Raw genomic sequence first — 15,933 nt, forward strand, 5'->3', positions numbered from 1 at the left:
GTATCGCTGAGGCCTTGGAAAGTGCCGTGAAGCACGGCGCTGACGCGATCGCGATCGCGGGAGGTGACGGGACGATCCGCGCGGTCGCCGAGGAGGTCGCGCGCTCTGGGCTTCACCTGCCGCTCCTTCCACTGCCACTGGGCACTGCCAACTTGTTGGCCAAGCGCTTGTACGGGGATCGCGACGCATTTGAAATTCTGGAAGAGGCGCATGGCTACCGGGAAGACGTCGTGCCCGCAGGCATACTCAATGGCCACCTTTTCCTGGTTGCCGCAGCCATTGGTTTCCCGTCGTTGTTTGCCCGTGCTCGCGAAGTATTGCGAGACGCCGACCGGCCGACGCCACTCTGGGACAGCTTCAAACGGGCTCTGGTTTCGTTCCAGTATGCATTCAGGCCCCGGGTTCGTTACAAGTTGGATCGATCGCACCGGGCTGCACGCCAGAAGGCGAGTGGCATCTACTTGTCGATACGGGCCGACGATCCGGATGGCTTTGATTGTATCGTCGTGCACTGGCGTCATTTCTGGGATTTGCTCAGCATGCCCTGGGAAGCCATGGCCGTGAATGAATCCGAGTATGCGACAACGCGTCGGACGCGCGTCGAACGGGTTGTTGCGAAGTCAAGTAAACCCTTGTCCGTAATGGTCGATGGAGAGCCGATATTCCTCACAGAACCCGCAATGATACGCATGATACCCAACCCGCTGGCGGTTCTGCGACCGGAGGAGTGATGCAGCTCCTCCATATTGCAGACCTGCATTTCGGAGCGGAAGACAGTGCGCTTGTTGATGCCTTCGCCACCTATTGTGAAGAAGCACAGCCGGACATGATCATAGCAGCTGGCGATTTCACCCAGGATGGCCGGAAGCAGGAATTCGAAGCCGCGGCGGACTTCTTCCGCCAGTTGGGCGTTCCGGTTATCGGCGCGGCTGGCAATCATGATGTTCCGGTCCGTTCCGTGTGGCAGCGCTTCGCGTCTCCCTGGCGGCGGTTTCATCATGCCCTGGGGGGTGCCGTGACGGATCGCTACGAGAGCGAAGGGCTGCATGTGGAAACCCTGCACACTGCGCGGCGAGCGCAATTCCAGCTTGATTGGTCACTTGGCCGCGCCGCCGCAAGTGACGTTTCAGAGGTCGTGAACCGACTGGCCCGCTCAACAAGTCGCACCCGCATCCTGACCTGCCACCACCCGCTTCGCGCGCCCGGGGGGAATCAAGGACGGGCTCGAACGCGCTATGGCGAAACCGCTGCGGGAGTCGTGGAAACGGCGTGCGATTTGGTGCTGACCGGGCATCTTCATCAGACCTTCGTGCTTCCAGCCGTGCAGGGAGACCACACCTGTTGGTTTGTTGGGGCTGGCACCACCTTTTCCCACCGAACACGTACGGAGCCGGCCGGCTTCAATCGTATTGAAATCCAGGACCGCGCAATCCGCGTCCAGCATGTGGTTGCGGAGGATGGTACCCGCTTTGCGCCCGGCCGGGTTTGGAATCTGGAGCGCGAGTCGCTGTCCTGATCGGCACCTTCTCAGGAACAAATTTTAGGCCGTCGCGTTTACCTGCCACACGCAAAAGGGAGCAGACCATGCGTACACTTATGGTAATGACCGTCGCCGCAACGAGTGTCTTGGCGGCATGTTCCAGTCATCCCAATACGGCGCGCAACACGGCCGCCGGCGCGGCTCTCGGCGCTGCCGCCGGTGCGGTGATTGGCAACAATACCGGTAGCGGAGACGCTCAGACGGGCGCCTTGATCGGTGCCGCCGTCGGTGCCGCTGGCGGTGCCGCGGTCGGCTGCCAGCAGGACCGGGCATGTCCGTGGAACGACAACAATCCGCGTCATTCCGAGCTTTATTACGACCAGCGTGCAGGTCGCTATTACTTCATCGACGAAGGCTCGAATTGCACCTATTGGCGCAATGGTGAGTTCCGCGGCTGCTAACTGGAAGCCGGATCAGATAAGTGCCAGTCGGTTCAAGCTGGCCGTATACCAGGCTCGAAGCCCCGGGATGTGTCCCGGGGCTTTGATTTTATTCAGGGGAAAGCGGTTCGGCTGGAACGGTGGGGCGAGTGGAGCGTTCTACCGGGGTCTATCAAGAGGAGACCGGTATGAAGCGAGCCACTTCAGCCATTCTGATCGCACTGCTCACTCTTTCCGTGGCGGCCTGCAACACCATTTACGGTGCCGGCCGTGACGTGGAGGAAGCTGGTGAGACTGTTCAGGATGCGGCCGACTAAAGACTCGTCGTCTTTTACGCCAAGCTAAAAAAACCCCGCTCTTCCGAGCGGGGTTTTTCATGTTTGCGGGTCAAAGGCATTTAGACCCGAGGCGAGCCGCCGCCACGGAACAGGCGCATCGCAAGTGAGACGGCGAACAGGATCAGGAAGATCACGAACAGGATCTGGGCAATCCCGGCGAGTGACGAAGCGATACCGCCGAAACCGAACACGGCTGCGACGATCGCAAAAATGAAGAACATAAGGGCCCAACCCAACATGGCATTCTCCTTTCAGTATGATGTTTCGAAGATCTAGAAGGCGAGGTTGAGGTTGCGCTCAACTTGTGCCCGACATGGCTCCTGGTTCAGGGGCCGGTGGGGACAGGAAGTCGTTGAGCAGGTTTTGCTCGGCTTGCCTGAACCCCTCTTGCAAGTCGCGCCATTCAAGGTGCGCGACCAATTTGTCCGTGTCGGCGTCATATCTGACGAAGCCGGCAGGATGATCGATCATGCCGAGAGTGGAGCCATCAGGTCCCTCCCAGAGAATCTGATAGGAATGGACGGCGCCGTCATCGGTGCGGATTACAGTCTCAACGCTGCCACTGGCCTGCCCCGTGATGTCAGTCACCGGCGTGGCCTCGAACTCATGCTCGGTCTCGGGCCAAATCGTCAGGGCTTGGTCGGTCGCTGTTGACGGGCTTGCAGGCATCGCGGATAGCCCGGTCGCGAGGGCGACCGTGCTGATGGCGATGGTGGCTGCGGCGAGACGTTGCATTGTTCTGTTCCTGAAACCTCTTGCAGCTGCAACGCTTTGTTTGGCGCTTGGTTCCCAGGAGAAGAAAAGGAACGCGTGCCGCAGTCGTCCGTTTTCCTGTCCTTGGAGGGGCCAGTCGGCCCCCAGGAATTAGGAGGAGTGCAAGTCATGTTTGGCTGGACGGTGGCTTTTCTACTGCTAGCTCTGGTCGCGGGCTATTTCGGGTTCTTTGCGCTGGCCGGCACCGCCGCTTTCATCGCTCAGGTACTATTTGTTCTGTTTCTTATCCTTCTGGTCTTGCAGGGGATTATGGATGCGGTGAGGGGGCGGCCGCCCATTTAGGCAAAAGCGGCGACGGCCGGATGTAAAAAAATGTACTAGGTGCGGGAACGAACCCGGGCGTAAGTCGTTCTACTCTTGCCCGGTCGGTAGGGTCCCCCCCTTCCTCCCCGCACCCCATGCCCTCAGGCAGCCGACCGGGCACCTTCCTCCTTGTTCAGATTAGTCACGCCCAGTCTGCGCGTCTGGGTCCGTGATAAGCATCTGTAAAGGAGTGGTTTTTTCAGTATTCGAGACCTCGCTTAAAGTTGAATTTGATCGAGGTCATGGGAACCGGAAGAACGCCGAGCGCGTTTTTCAGGCCGAATGCGCGGTGCATTCCAACGTGACTAAGAAGTTTAATGGAGAATTCGATATGAAGCGCATCCTGATTGCCACGACATCGCTGTTCGCCGCTTCGACGGCCTATGCTCAGGAAGGCGACGTCGATCCCACCGTGCATGGTGATGACATGCACATTGAAACCCAGGTCGAGGCCGATCTGGACCTGAACCACGAGCGCGACTGGGCCGAGACCACGGCACATGCCGCGTTCACCGAAGATCATGAGCTCGTCGATGCGTCCGTCTATGGTGTTGATGGCGAGGAGATCGGTGAAGTCGAGATGGTTCGCCTATCTGCCTCAGGTGAGGTCGACGCTATTGTGGTCGAGAAAGAAGGCCTCCTCGACCTCGGCGAATCCGAACGACTGCTTGAAATGGAGGATTTTACAGTGGACCGGGGCGATGACGCCGTCATGATCCGGACCACCCTGAGCAGCGAGCAGTTTGAAGCCCTCCCGGAGTTCGATGATGATCGTGTCGCTCTTGATCAAGTAGATGATGAGAGCGACCGGTATGACGTCGCGGAGATCGACGATGACGACCTGTCTCTCGACGATGATGATTGGGAGACCCCTTACACAGACCATCACGAGCTTGTCGAAGCCGATGTGTTTGGATCCGATGGGTCGGAGCTAGGCGAAGTCGAGCGCGTGCGCCTGTCCTCCTCCGGCGAGGTGGAAGCCGTGGTTGTTGAATATGGCGGCATTCTCGAAGTCGGCGGCCGCGAGATCCTGGTCGAGGCCGGTGCCTATACGACCGAGATGATTGACGATGACCTGCGGCTAACGCTGACCTACGACCAAGCTGGCTTTGAAGCCCTGCCCGACTTCAATGAGCGTGAAGCCACGACCTATCCGTTCAGCGATGATGATATCGGCAATGATAATGCCGATGAAGAAGGCGAACCGGACTTGGGTGACGGTTCGCGCTAAGCGCGGGCAGTGACCCTAAATACAAAGGGCGGCGCAGTGCGCCGCCCTTTTTTCATGTTCGACGCAAGAGTGCGGCGGTCAGCCTGCCTTGCGCACTTTCTCGGCATCGAGCTGGGCGATCATTTCATCGAAATGCTCCGTGACTTCGCCCTGAGGGAGGCGCGTCATCAGGCTCACCAGCACGGTGGTCGCGCTACAGGCGATGAAGCCCGGGATCATTTCATACAGCACGCCTGACAGCTTGAAGACGTAGATCCAGACCAGCACCGTGACCGCCCCAGTAATCATGCCGGCAATAGCGCCACTGCGCGTCATCCGCCGCCAGAACAGGCTGATCAGCACGATAGGCCCGAATGCCGATCCGAAACCGGCCCAAGCGTTGGACACGAGCGTCAGGATGTTGCTCGACCGGTCGAAGGCGAGGCCGATTGCGACCAGGGAAACAGCGAGAACCGACAGGCGACCAATGAGGACCAATTCCTTTTGTCCCGCGTCGCGGCGCAAGAAGGTCTTGTAGAAATCCTCGGTGAGCGAGCTGGATGAGACCAGCAGCTGGGAGGAAATCGTGGACATGATCGCGGCCAGGATTGCGGCCAGCAGGAAGCCGGCAATCAGTGGGTGGAACAGGACCTGGGACAACACGATGAAGACGGTTTCCGGGTCGTCCAGCGACAGGTTCGTGGAAGTGACGTAAGCTAGGCCGGCAATACCGGTCCCGACTGCGCCGACCACGGTTACGATCATCCAGCTCATCCCGATATGCCGGGCCGTCGCAACTTCACGCAGGCTGCGGATGGCCATGAAGCGGACAATGATGTGCGGTTGGCCGAAATAGCCGAGGCCCCATGACATCGTCGAGATGATGGCAACGATGGCAAGCCAACTCCATTGCTCCGGGAAGAACGCCAAACGGTCAGGGAAGCTGCTGTCGATCGTCGCCACCATTTCGCCTGCACCCCCGATCTGCATGAGGGTCACGATCGGTACGAGGATCAACGCCACGAACATTATCACCCCTTGGACAAAGTCCGTCAGGCTGACCGCTAGGAAGCCACCGAAAAGCGTATAGGCGACAACAACTCCTGCGGTCAGGAACAGGCCGAGGCGATAGTCGAGGCCGAAGGAGGCCTCGAACAGCTTGCCACCAGAGACGATGCCGGCCGAGGTGTACAGCGTGAAAAAGATGATGATGACGATCGAGGACAGAATGCGCAGCGTCCGGGTTCGATCATCGAAACGCTTCTCGAAATAGTCCGGAATGGTGATCGCATCGTGAGCCACCTCGGTATAGACGCGCAAACGCGGCGCTACGAGGCGGTAGTTGAAGTAGGCGCCGATCACCAGACCGACGGCAATCCAGGCTTCCGACAGGCCGGTCGCGAAGATGGCACCCGGCAGGCCCATCAACATCCAGCCACTCATATCTGAAGCGCCGGCCGACAGTGAGGCGACGGCGGGGTGCAGCTGGCGACCACCCAGCATGTATCCCGACACGTCGTCAGTCGACTTGCGGTAGGCGTACAGGCCAATCGCCATCATCAGGATGAAGTACAGCGCCAGGGAAACCAGCGCTTCCACGTCGATATCATTCGGTGTCATGAAGGTGCCTTGGGTGGAGAGTGAAACGTCGTCTCAATCCGGCAGGAAGTGGCTCAGGGGCGGGTCTGCCCTTCACCGTGTACCAGGTACTTGAAGGAGGTCAGCTGCTCGAGCCCAACCGGACCGCGGGCGTGCATTTTGCCTGTAGCGATACCAATCTCTGCGCCCATTCCGAACTCCCCCCCGTCGGAAAACTGTGTCGAAGCATTATGCATTACGACTGCACTGTCGATAGTCGTCAGGAAACGCGACGCAGCAGCTTCGTCCTCGGTGACGATCGCGTCGGTATGACCGGAGGAGTGACGGGTCACGAAGTCGAGCCCCTCCTCCAGCCCTTCGACCACTTTCACCGACATTATGCTGTCCAGATACTCGGTATCCCAGTCGTCATCACCTGCCGGCCGGATGGACGGCGCAATAGCACGCGCTTCGTCATCGCCTCGCAACTCGCAATCTTTCAATTGGTTGACCAGGCGGGGCAGGAAGTCGGCCGCGACCGCCTTGTCGACCACCAGGCTTTCGGTTGCCCCGCAAACGCCGGTGCGCCGGAGCTTGGCGTTCTCGGTGATGGCCAGCGCCTTGTCGAGATTGGCAGCAGAGTGGACGTAGGTGTGGCAATTGCCTTCGAGGTGCAGGAGCGTGGGAACCTTGGCCTGGTCGCGCACCAGCGTCACGAGCCCCTTGCCGCCACGGGGGATGACCAGATCCACGAATTCCGTACATTGCAGGAGGTGCTGCACCGCCGAGCGGTCTGTGCTGTCGATCATCTGGATGGCTGCGTCGGGAAGGGCGGCGTCGCGCAGGCCGGACTTCATGCAGTCGACGATAATGCGCGTCGAGTTGAGGCTCTCCGAGCCGCCCCGGAGGATGACGGCATTGCCTGATTTCAGGCAGAGGGCGCCGGCGTCTGCGCCCACATTCGGACGCGACTCGTAGATCATGCCGATCACGCCCAGTGGAACGGCGACCCGCTCAATGCGCAGGCCATTAGGGCGCTTGAACTCCGCCAGTTGGCGGCCGACAGGGTCAGGCAGGTCTGCGATCATTTCTACCGCGCTGGCGATCCCCTCGATGCGGTCCTCGTCGAGCATCAGGCGGTCGATGAAAGACTCCGGCTTGCCCGCTTTGCGTACACCTTCAACGTCCGTTTTGTTGGCCTCTAGGATTTCACCGGCGCGCTGACGCAAGGCCCTGGCCGCGGATTTCAGCGCTGAGTTCTTCCGGTCAGTGGTCGTCGTGGCAAGTTCGCGGGCTGCGGCGCGAGCGTTCTGACCAAGCGTGTCGATGTAGGATTTCATGTCTGTCATCAGGATGTCCTTTTCTTGTTGTACCGCGCGCTGCAAGAAGCCTAGCGGAGCTCTTGCGCTCGCGAATAGGCGGCCTTGGTCGCGTCCTTTACGAGCGTTTCGAAGGCACGGTTGCGCGTCAGGGCATTGATGCCCGCCTCAGTCGTGCCCTTCTTGCTCATGACGGAATTACGGAGTTCCTCGGCCGACTGGTCTGACCGCGATGCCATTTCAACGGAGCCGGCGACTGTTTCGAGCACAAGCCGGCGGGCTGTTTCGGGACTGAAACCCAGCTCTTCGGCGGCGTCGATGTAAGCCCTCAGAAATTCGAATACATAGCCCGGCCCGCTGCCCGCAACCGCGGTAATGCGGTCGATCTCGTCCTCGCTATCAAGCCAAACAGCCTGTCCGGTCGCTTCCGCTAGACGGGTGGCGAGCTTGATGTGTCGTGACTGGCAATCCGCACTGGCATAAAGGCCGTTGACGCTGCGGCCGACAAGCGCAGGCAGATTTGGCATGAGGCGGATGACGGGGCGTTCGCCGAGTGTATCGCGCAGCGATTCCACGGAAGTACCGGCGGCGATCGAGAGGAAGCAACCATCATCGCTCAGAAAGTCCCGGTAAGCGGGCATTATGTCGGCGATCTGCTGGGGTTTGACCGCCACTATGATGGCGTCAAAGCGGCGGTCGGCCAGGGCCGAGGCATTTCCGGCATGCGCGGCGGCGGGAGGAATGTTGTTGCCGCTCCGATTGACGGCTGTGAATTGGGCTGGAACCTCATCGACCCAGCGGCTCAGCATCGCGCCGCCCATTTTCCCGCACCCTACCAGAAGTATATCCATGCCATCCTTTCCTGCGCCCGTCCCGAGTTTCCGCGTCGGGCTACAACCATAACAAGGCGTCCGATGCACTGGGGTGCTCCGGACGGTCAGCGCGATATATAGGAAGAATTAATTCGAGTTCAAATAAGATTTCCATATGGAACAAAATAGCGATCGAGCCGTTAGCGGGTGTGGTTGTGGCCCAATGTAGGCCGCAGGGCCTTTGCGCAATCCTGTGCCCCGGCAGCAGGCCGAGTGGGGCGTGGGGTTGAAAAAATTTGAAGACTAAATATCTAAGGCCGTGCTGAACGGGCGAGGCACGAGTCCCGGCGACGGTTTGCCCGGTCTAACATCATTCAGGAGATGTCATTGAGTGAACGAAAACGCATTGTCGTGAAAATCGGATCGAGCCTTCTCGCCAACGACAACCGGCTGACACTCAATTACGCCTTCATGCATGGCCTGATGTCCGACATCGCCCAGCTGCGTGAAGACGGCTACGACGTAATTCTGGCGTCGTCCGGCTCCGTCGCGCTCGGGCTCAACACCATCAATTGCTCACCAGAGAACGCTGGCGTCCTAGACAAGCAGGCTGCTGCCGCTTGCGGTCAGCCGCTCCTGGTGAACGCCTACAAGCAGATTGCCCACGAGTTTGGCTACGACATCGCGCAGATTCTTGTCACGCTCGAGGATCTTGAGGAGCGACGTCGCTTTCTCAACACCAAGAACACGATTCAGCGCCTGTTCGAGCATGGCGTGATGCCGATCGTGAATGAAAACGATACCATTACGACCGAGGAAATCCGGGTCGGTGACAATGATCGTCTCGCAGCCAAGGTCGCCCAGATGGTGCAGGCGGAGCATCTGATCCTGCTGACCAATATCGACGGGGTATACGATCGTAACCCGGAGGACCCGGCCGCCGAATTCGTCGAGACGATCGAAGATGTGAGTGAGTACCTCGAAGTTACTTCCGGGACGAGTGCTCTGGGGTCGGGTGGCATGCTCACGAAGATGCGCGCCGCCAACATGGCGCAGAATGCCGGGTGCACGACCTTAATTGGCGAAGGCCAGATCGATCGGCCCGTTTCATCTATTCTCAGTGGTGAGCGGCGTCATACGACGTGTGTCGCTAAGGGTACCCCCCGTTCGTCCTGGGCGGTGTGGCTGACCAATCGCCTGCAGCGCGGTGGTGGGCTGGTACTCAACGAAGATGCTGCCAAGTCGCTGCGTGAAAACAAGCGCGGTGTGGGGCACGAAGACGTGCTCAAGATCCACGGCACATTTCAGAAGGGTGACGTGCTGCACGTTTACGCCCATGACGGCGAGGAGATCGCACGCGGTCTGACCAATTTCTCGTCGGACGAAACCATGGTGCTGGCGCGTCACGCGGATCATGATGTCCAGGAATTGCTGGGCTACCAGGCCCGTCCCGAGATCATCAACCGTGACAACATGGTGATGCTGGAGGATTACCACCTGCCTTGGGACGCTCCGACCAAGTCGCTGCGCCTGGTCGCTTCCTGACCTGAAATTGCCGTACCCAAGACTGGAAAAGTCCTGAAGCCGGGCGCACACTCCTGCGCTGACAGGCCGGAGTGGAATTCTCATGGATGATGCCAGCAAGATGGGTGCTCGAATCGCAGACGACGAGAAGGCGGCAAAACGCGCCGCCACGCTGCTCGATCTGCTGTCAGTCGAAGAGCTGGATACCGACCTCTACCGGGGCCACCGGAATCCCGGTGGCAAGGGACGAGTGTTCGGAGGGCAGGTTATTGGCCAGGCCCTGATGGCTGCTGTCGGTTCGGTGGAGGCGGATCGGATCTCGCATTCACTGCATGCCTATTTCATGCGGCCAGGCAATGAGGACTATCCGATCATTTATCGCGTCGAGCGCGACTATGACGGGGGAAGCTTCTCCAACCGGCGTGTGATCGCCATGCAGCGGGGCAAGCCCATCCTCAACATGACGGCCTCGTTTCACCGGGATGAAGGTGGGTTGTCACATCAGGTTGGAATGCCAGATGTACCAACGCCGGATGCGCTGGAATCCGAAGCGTCGCTGCTCGCCCGGTACCGGGATGAAATGCCGGAAGAGGTCTACAAGTTCCTGTCCCGGCCCCGCGCAATCGAAATGCGCCCTGTCGAGCCGTGGATGCCATACAGGCCGGTCAAGCGACCACCCGAGCGGCAGATCTGGTTCCGCTTGGCGGGGCCCGCTGGTGATGACCCTGTCATGCACCGGGCGATACTCGCCTATGCGTCAGACATGGCTCTTCTGAGTACGGCGATGCAGCCACACGGGGTCAGCTGGGTCAGTGGTGACGTCCAGTCGGCGAGCCTCGATCATGCCCTGTGGCTGCATGATGATTTCCGGGCCGACGAGTGGTTGCTCTATGTAACCGACAGCCCCTGGGCCGGAGGCGCCAGGGGCTTCAATCGCGGGCGGATATTCAGTCGCGACGGTCGGCTGGTCGCTAGCACAGCCCAAGAGGGGCTGATGCGGGTGCGCAAGCCCTAGAGGACTTCGAACAGGCCGGCGGCACCCATGCCGCCGCCTACACACATTGTCACCACCACGTATTTTGCGCCGCGTCGCTTGCCTTCGATGAGAGCGTGCCCGGTCATGCGGGCGCCTGACATGCCATAGGGGTGACCGATCGAGATCGAGCCGCCATTGACGTTCAGAAGGTCGTTGTCGATCCCTAGACGGTCACGGCAATAGATGACTTGAACGGCGAAGGCCTCGTTAAGCTCCCACAGTCCGATATCGCTGGTCTTGAGGCCGAACCTCTCCAGCAGCTTGGGTACCGCGAAAACTGGGCCGATACCCATTTCGTCTGGTTCTGTTCCGGCCACGGCCATGCCCATATAGCGTCCTAGCGGCTTCAGGCCGCGCTTGGCAGCCAGTCCTGCTTCCATGACCACGCAGGCCGACGCGCCGTCAGACAGCTGGCTGGCATTGCCAGCTGTGATGGTGCCGCCGTCGATGACCGGCTTCAGGCCGTGCAGGCCTTCAAGCGTCGTGCTGGGGCGGTTGCCCTCATCCTGACGCAGAGTGACTTCTTCCGAGGAAATCTTGCCGGTTTCCCGGTCGGTCACGAGCTTGGTCGCATCGACCGCAACAATCTCGTCGTCAAAGCGACCCGCCTCTTGGGCGGCAGCCGTACGCTGCTGGGATTGCAGGCCGTACTCATCCTGAACATCGCGGCCAATATCGTAGCGCGCCGCAACGGTTTCCGCGGTCTGCAGCATCGGCATGTATATGTGCGGATGCATCGCGACCAATTCCGGATCCGGCGCCACCCGCATTTCCTTGGTCTGCACCATGGAAATCGACTCCACACCGCCCGCGATCACCACGTCCATGCGATCGACTATGACTTGCTTGGCGGCGGTAGCGATCGACATCAGACCGGACGAGCATTGGCGGTCGATCGACATGCCGGCGACTGTGACCGGCAGACCGGCTCGCAGGGCAGCCGTGCGGCCTATCGTGTGCTGAACGCCTTGCTGCATCGCTGCTCCGATAATGCAGTCATCGACTTCCGCCCCTTCGATGCCGGCCCGCTCGACAGATGCGCGAATGGCATGTGCGGCCAGGGTCGGAGACGGGGTGTTGTTGAAGGCACCGCGATAAGCCTTGCCGATCGGCGTGCGGGCTGTGGAAACGATAACGGCGTCGCGCATGATTCGATCACTTTCCTGTCTGTGCGCCGCGCCAAGGTCCGGCCGGCTTGCGAATTACTTTCTGTGTCGGGACTTGGGTGGTGGTGAAAACAATCCTGACGTCAGGGTCGAAGCGTATCCGGCGATAGCCTCGCTCGCCGGAACCGGCCTGATCCAGTCGCGCAGATCGTAGGCCGCATTCAGGCCGCCCATAAGTACCTGGCTGGCGATGAGCGGGTCCACGGGCTTTATTGAGCCCTCTGTAATGCCGTCTATCATCATGCCTGCAAATCGCCGGGCCATGCGGTTGGAGCGCTCCAGGACATTGGTGCGCCAGTCGGTCGGCAAGGCATGGAGGGCGGTCGAGCGCAGCAGGGGGAACTCGCTGTAGAGCTGAATATCCAGCAAGGTTGCGATGGCGCAACTTAGTTTGTGCCACTCGCTACCTTCGAGTTGTGTGGCTGATCGCTGCACGAGGGAGACGCGGCCATAGCTGCGGTGGAAGCATTCCAGGACAAGTTCGTCCTTGGCTTCGAGGTGGTGGTAAAAACTGCCCTTGGTGACGTTCAGTTCGGACGCGATCTGCTCGACAGAGGCCCCGCGATAGCCGCGTTCATTGATCAGCATCGTCGCCGCTCGAGCGAAGTTCGCCGGCATGCCTTCAATGCCTACGCGCAGCGAGCTCTCATCTATGTCGAGGATCTCCGGGTCCCAGCCGCTGCCGGTCGGCAAGAGCCCGTGTTCGAAAATCTCTATCAGCCGACGGCACACCCGCGGGTAATCGCCGGAAGAATACTGACTCAGCCATGCTGGAACCCAGAACAGGGTATGCAAGAGCACGTGGGCGCGTACGGTGCCGAGGACCTTGTCTTCCTGGCTGCGGGGTATTGGGAAGAATTCTCGCAGGCTGCGGAAGACCGCCACATACCGATTGGTCAGCTCTGTTCCGAACGGTTCGTTGAGGGCGCGAATGTCGGACAGGATGGCGAGAGGGCGCTCTTCATTGGCCTCGATCTTGTGTTGCAGATCGAAGGTCAGTTCGATAAAGCGCGCGACCCGCTGGCGCGGCGTCGCGGCTTCGGCTGCCGTGTCGACCAGGGCCTGGATGCGTTCAAGCGATCGGTCCATGACCGCCGCGGCCAGCATTTCCTTCCGCTTGAAGTAGTAGGTGATGCTAGTGGTGTTCAGATCAACCAGCTGCGCCACATCGACAAAGGTCATGCCGCGAACGCCATGCCGGTTTATCAGCGTCGCCGCCGCATCGAGGATGCGTTCGCGCTTTTCCTGAAAGCGGCGGGTCTGGGCGTTCGGTGAGGGGTCGGGGCGGGCCATCATCAATTTCGCTTAGCAGAGAAAGAAACCGGCGTCACGGTGCCGGGGGTCGCTCACAATGAGTGTGTGAGAGCCGCGATATCAAGCATCAGGTATGCTGTACTTTGTCCCTTCGATTGATATCGATGACGTCAGGCAGCTTCACCGGTTGCATTCTGGACAGTTCCGGTGTCCGCTGGCAATGCTTGGCCGAAAGTCGAGTATGTTCTTGCATGGCGACGCGTAGCGTGGCCGAAACGCAGCAGGGAGCTCCAGATGTCTCTTTTCAGCCTTAAGGGGCAAGTCGCGATCATTACCGGATCTTCGCGTGGTATCGGTGCCGCGATCGCTCGCGAAATGGCCGCCCACGGGGCCAATGTGGTGATCTCCTCGCGCAAGCAGGACGCTTGCGATGCCACGGCGGACGCCATTAATGCCGATTATCCGGAGCAGGCGATTTCCGTGCCTGCCAATATTTCCGCCAAAGACGACCTGGAGAACCTGGTCGCGGAGACCCGCAAGCGGTTCGGTCGAGTGGATATTTGCGTCTGCAACGCCGCCACGAATCCTTACTACGGGCCCATCGGCGAAATCTCCGACGAACAATTCCGCAAGATCCTCGACAACAATGTGTTGTCCAATCACTGGCTGATGCAGATGGTGCTGCCGGAAATGGTGGAGCGTAAGAAAGGCGCGCTGATCATCGTGTCCTCGATCGGTGGCCTGCGCGGATCACCGACCATCGGGGCCTACAATGTGTCCAAAGCCGCGGACTTCCAGCTCGCCCGCAATTACGCGGTGGAATATGGCCGTCACAATGTCCGGACGAATTGCATTGCACCGGGCTTGATACGCACGGACTTCGCCCGCGCCCTCTGGGAGGACCCGAAAGCCGAGGCCGCCTTCAAGTCGAGCCATCCGATGCGCCGCATGGGCGACCCGCGAGATCTTGCCGGTGCGGCGGTATTCCTGGCCTCTGACGCAGCCGCTTACGTCAATGGTGAAACCATTGTGGTGGACGGCGGCTCGACCATCTAGGCTTACTCGTCACTGCTTTTGTTGGCGGACAGTTCGTCAAGAATCTCCCGGCTGTGCTCGCCCAGACCGGGGGACCGGCGCGCAGCACCCGTTACCGCGCCGGACATCCGAATGGGCGTTCGTACACCCTTTATGCCATCGAGCTTGATCTGGGTTCCGCGATGGCGTGCCTGAGGTTCGGCAAAGGCCTGGGCAACAGTGTTGATGGGACTGGCCGGCACCCCTATCTTCGCGAGCTCTTTCAGCCATGTCTGACAGGGCTGCGAACTCGTGATTTCCGATATGCGGGCGCTTAATGCCTGACGTTGGGCTACTCGTTCTGCGTTGGTGCGGTATTGCGCAGCTTCCGCGTCAGACAGGCCGAGCAGGCCGGCCAGACGAGCGAACTGGGCGTCATTGCCGCAAGCGATCACCATGTATCCGTCGCTGCAAGGAAAAGCCTGGTATGGCACGATATTGGGATGCGCCGAACCGGTTCGGGAGGGCGATTGCCCGGTCGCGAAATAGTTCAGTGCCTGATTGCCCAGTACGCCCATCATTGAGTCCAGAAGGCTCATATCGATGTGCTGGCCCCGACCGGTGAGTTGCCGCTGGGCCAATGCGGCCTGGATGGCAATAGTGGCATAGAGTCCGGTGAAGATGTCGGCAAAGGCAACACCGAGACGCTGGGGCGGGCCATCCGGCTCGCCGGTCAGGTCCATGATGCCGCTCATGGCCTGGATGGCGAGGTCATAGCCGGCCTTGTCTGCGTCCGGCCCTGTCTGTCCGAAGCCGGTAATCGAGCAGTAGACGAGTTTTGGAAAGCGTTCGGCAACGGCGCCGTAATCCAGGCCGTATTGCGCCAGACCACCGACCTTGAAGTTCTCGATGAGGACATCTGCTTCGGAAAGCAGTGCGAATACGGTCTCGCGTCCCTCCGGTGTCTTGAGGTCCGCTATGACAGACCGTTTTCCCCGGTTGCACGCATGAAAATAAGCAGCGGATGTGCCGCTGGCATGTTCGACCCAGGGCGGACCCCAAGTCCGGGTGTCGTCCCCGGTCGGACTCTCCACCTTGATCACATCGGCCCCGAGGTCGGCGAGGGTCTGCCCGGCCCAGGGACCGGCCAGGATGCGGGCCAGTTCAACGACCCGGACCCCCTCTAGCGGCCGTAGTGACTGGCTCAACGTCCGATCTCACCGGTATCCAGGAAGGGCGAGGCATCGAGATCCTCGGCATCCATCAGCTCGGCAATCCGCTGCAACGAGGCGATCAGCATGTTCTGCTCCCAGGGCTGGAGCTCCCGGAAGCTGCGCATGAAGCCGGCCTGCAGGAGTTCGGGCGCGTCATTGGCGGCGACGTGCCCCTTGTCCGTCAATCGGGCCAGCACCACACGCTTGTCGGAATCGCTGCGTATACGCTCGATCAGGCCGGCATTTGTCAGGCGGTCTAGGATTGAGGTGATCGTGGCCTGGCTCAGAGAGACCCGGCGCGCGATGGCGCTGGGTGAAAGCTCGCCGCCCTTGCGCAGGGTGTCGATGACCACCAGTTGCGGCGCCGTCAGGCCCGTCGCCTTGACCAGGCGCTTGGATTGCAGGTCGATGGCACGGGTAATCCGGCGCAGGGCAACGAGAATTTCGTCATGATCGCTCATCGGGTCTCCC

Annotated in this window: 18 protein-coding genes; 9 read left to right on the plus strand and 9 right to left on the minus strand. The window is 60.2% G+C overall.

Translation table 11 applies throughout. From position 1 onward, the window contains the following. The 4 genes from ACXYMR_RS08995 to ACXYMR_RS09010 all read left to right on the plus strand — a co-directional run. Window positions 1-731 (plus strand): diacylglycerol/lipid kinase family protein (locus ACXYMR_RS08995; protein WP_458942525.1); only part of this gene is annotated, 731 nt, incomplete at its 5' end. Next, complete coding sequence (locus tag ACXYMR_RS09000) at window positions 731-1,516, plus strand: metallophosphoesterase family protein (RefSeq protein WP_458942526.1); 786 nt, start codon at window positions 731-733, stop codon at window positions 1,514-1,516. The genes ACXYMR_RS08995 and ACXYMR_RS09000, both read left to right, overlap by 1 nt. Window positions 1,517-1,584: 68 nt before the next feature. Next, window positions 1,585-1,941 carry a glycine zipper domain-containing protein gene (locus ACXYMR_RS09005; RefSeq protein ID WP_458942527.1) on the plus strand — a complete coding sequence of 119 codons (357 nt, stop codon included), beginning with the start codon at window positions 1,585-1,587 and terminating at the stop codon, window positions 1,939-1,941. 167 nt (window positions 1,942-2,108) lie between these two features. Continuing rightward, on the plus strand, window positions 2,109-2,237 hold the full coding sequence (locus tag ACXYMR_RS09010) for an entericidin A/B family lipoprotein (RefSeq protein ID WP_458942528.1): 129 nt from the start codon (window positions 2,109-2,111) through the stop codon (window positions 2,235-2,237). Between the two features lie 80 nt (window positions 2,238-2,317). Here the strand turns inward: ACXYMR_RS09010 and ACXYMR_RS09015 are convergent, their stop codons facing one another. Next, window positions 2,318-2,497, minus strand: coding sequence for a DUF1328 domain-containing protein (locus tag ACXYMR_RS09015; RefSeq protein WP_458942529.1), 180 nt, complete (start codon window positions 2,495-2,497; stop codon window positions 2,318-2,320). A gap of 58 nt (window positions 2,498-2,555) precedes the next feature. Further along, entirely contained in the window at window positions 2,556-2,993 is a 438-nt protein-coding gene (locus ACXYMR_RS09020; RefSeq protein WP_458942530.1) for a hypothetical protein, read from the minus strand. 147 nt (window positions 2,994-3,140) lie between these two features. Here ACXYMR_RS09020 and ACXYMR_RS09025 point away from each other — a divergent pair, with 147 nt between their 5' ends. Next, a complete protein-coding gene (locus tag ACXYMR_RS09025; protein ID WP_458942531.1) occupies window positions 3,141-3,314 on the plus strand; it encodes a DUF1328 family protein in 174 nt (57 codons plus the stop codon). A gap of 352 nt (window positions 3,315-3,666) precedes the next feature. Beyond that, window positions 3,667-4,566 (plus strand): PRC-barrel domain-containing protein, encoded by a 900-nt coding sequence (locus ACXYMR_RS09030; protein WP_458942532.1) that lies wholly within the window; start codon window positions 3,667-3,669, stop codon window positions 4,564-4,566. A gap of 78 nt (window positions 4,567-4,644) precedes the next feature. On the opposite strand, the gene putP is transcribed toward ACXYMR_RS09030, so the two are convergent. The 3 genes from putP to proC are packed head-to-tail and all read right to left on the minus strand — an operon-like array spanning window position 4,645 to window position 8,293. After that, window positions 4,645-6,165 (minus strand): sodium/proline symporter PutP, encoded by a 1,521-nt coding sequence (gene putP / locus ACXYMR_RS09035; RefSeq protein ID WP_458942533.1) that lies wholly within the window; start codon window positions 6,163-6,165, stop codon window positions 4,645-4,647. 53 nt (window positions 6,166-6,218) lie between these two features. Beyond that, entirely contained in the window at window positions 6,219-7,472 is a 1,254-nt protein-coding gene (locus tag ACXYMR_RS09040; RefSeq protein ID WP_458942905.1) for a glutamate-5-semialdehyde dehydrogenase, read from the minus strand. Between the two features lie 41 nt (window positions 7,473-7,513). After that, window positions 7,514-8,293 carry a pyrroline-5-carboxylate reductase gene (gene proC, locus ACXYMR_RS09045; protein WP_458942534.1) on the minus strand — a complete coding sequence of 260 codons (780 nt, stop codon included), beginning with the start codon at window positions 8,291-8,293 and terminating at the stop codon, window positions 7,514-7,516. 348 nt (window positions 8,294-8,641) lie between these two features. On the opposite strand from proC, the gene proB reads away from it, so the two are divergent. Both proB and ACXYMR_RS09055 read left to right on the plus strand, forming a co-directional pair. Next, the gene (gene proB, locus ACXYMR_RS09050) at window positions 8,642-9,799 is read left to right on the plus strand and encodes a glutamate 5-kinase (RefSeq protein WP_458942535.1); all 1,158 of its coding nucleotides are present in this window, start codon (window positions 8,642-8,644) and stop codon (window positions 9,797-9,799) included. An 82-nt stretch (window positions 9,800-9,881) separates the two neighbouring features. Then, window positions 9,882-10,793, plus strand: coding sequence for an acyl-CoA thioesterase (locus ACXYMR_RS09055; RefSeq protein ID WP_458942536.1), 912 nt, complete (start codon window positions 9,882-9,884; stop codon window positions 10,791-10,793). Here ACXYMR_RS09055 and ACXYMR_RS09060 read toward each other — a convergent pair. Then, complete coding sequence (locus ACXYMR_RS09060; RefSeq protein WP_458942537.1) at window positions 10,790-11,962, minus strand: acetyl-CoA C-acyltransferase; 1,173 nt, start codon at window positions 11,960-11,962, stop codon at window positions 10,790-10,792. The two genes, ACXYMR_RS09055 and ACXYMR_RS09060, sit on opposite strands and share 4 nt — an antisense overlap. 54 nt (window positions 11,963-12,016) lie before the next feature. Continuing rightward, a complete protein-coding gene (locus ACXYMR_RS09065; RefSeq protein ID WP_458942538.1) occupies window positions 12,017-13,273 on the minus strand; it encodes a TetR/AcrR family transcriptional regulator in 1,257 nt (418 codons plus the stop codon). 255 nt (window positions 13,274-13,528) lie between these two features. On the opposite strand from ACXYMR_RS09065, the gene ACXYMR_RS09070 reads away from it, so the two are divergent. Next, window positions 13,529-14,290 carry an SDR family NAD(P)-dependent oxidoreductase gene (locus tag ACXYMR_RS09070; RefSeq protein WP_458942539.1) on the plus strand — a complete coding sequence of 254 codons (762 nt, stop codon included), beginning with the start codon at window positions 13,529-13,531 and terminating at the stop codon, window positions 14,288-14,290. Between the two features lie 2 nt (window positions 14,291-14,292). Here the strand turns inward: ACXYMR_RS09070 and ACXYMR_RS09075 are convergent, their stop codons facing one another. Both ACXYMR_RS09075 and ACXYMR_RS09080 read right to left on the minus strand, forming a co-directional pair. Then, window positions 14,293-15,456 carry a CaiB/BaiF CoA transferase family protein gene (locus ACXYMR_RS09075; RefSeq protein ID WP_458942540.1) on the minus strand — a complete coding sequence of 388 codons (1,164 nt, stop codon included), beginning with the start codon at window positions 15,454-15,456 and terminating at the stop codon, window positions 14,293-14,295. Then, window positions 15,453-15,923 (minus strand): MarR family winged helix-turn-helix transcriptional regulator, encoded by a 471-nt coding sequence (locus tag ACXYMR_RS09080; protein WP_458942541.1) that lies wholly within the window; start codon window positions 15,921-15,923, stop codon window positions 15,453-15,455. The genes ACXYMR_RS09075 and ACXYMR_RS09080 overlap by 4 nt, the downstream gene beginning before the upstream one ends. Window positions 15,924-15,933: the final 10 nt, after the last annotated feature.

It is taken from the genome of Maricaulis sp. CAU 1757, from assembly GCF_054482675.1.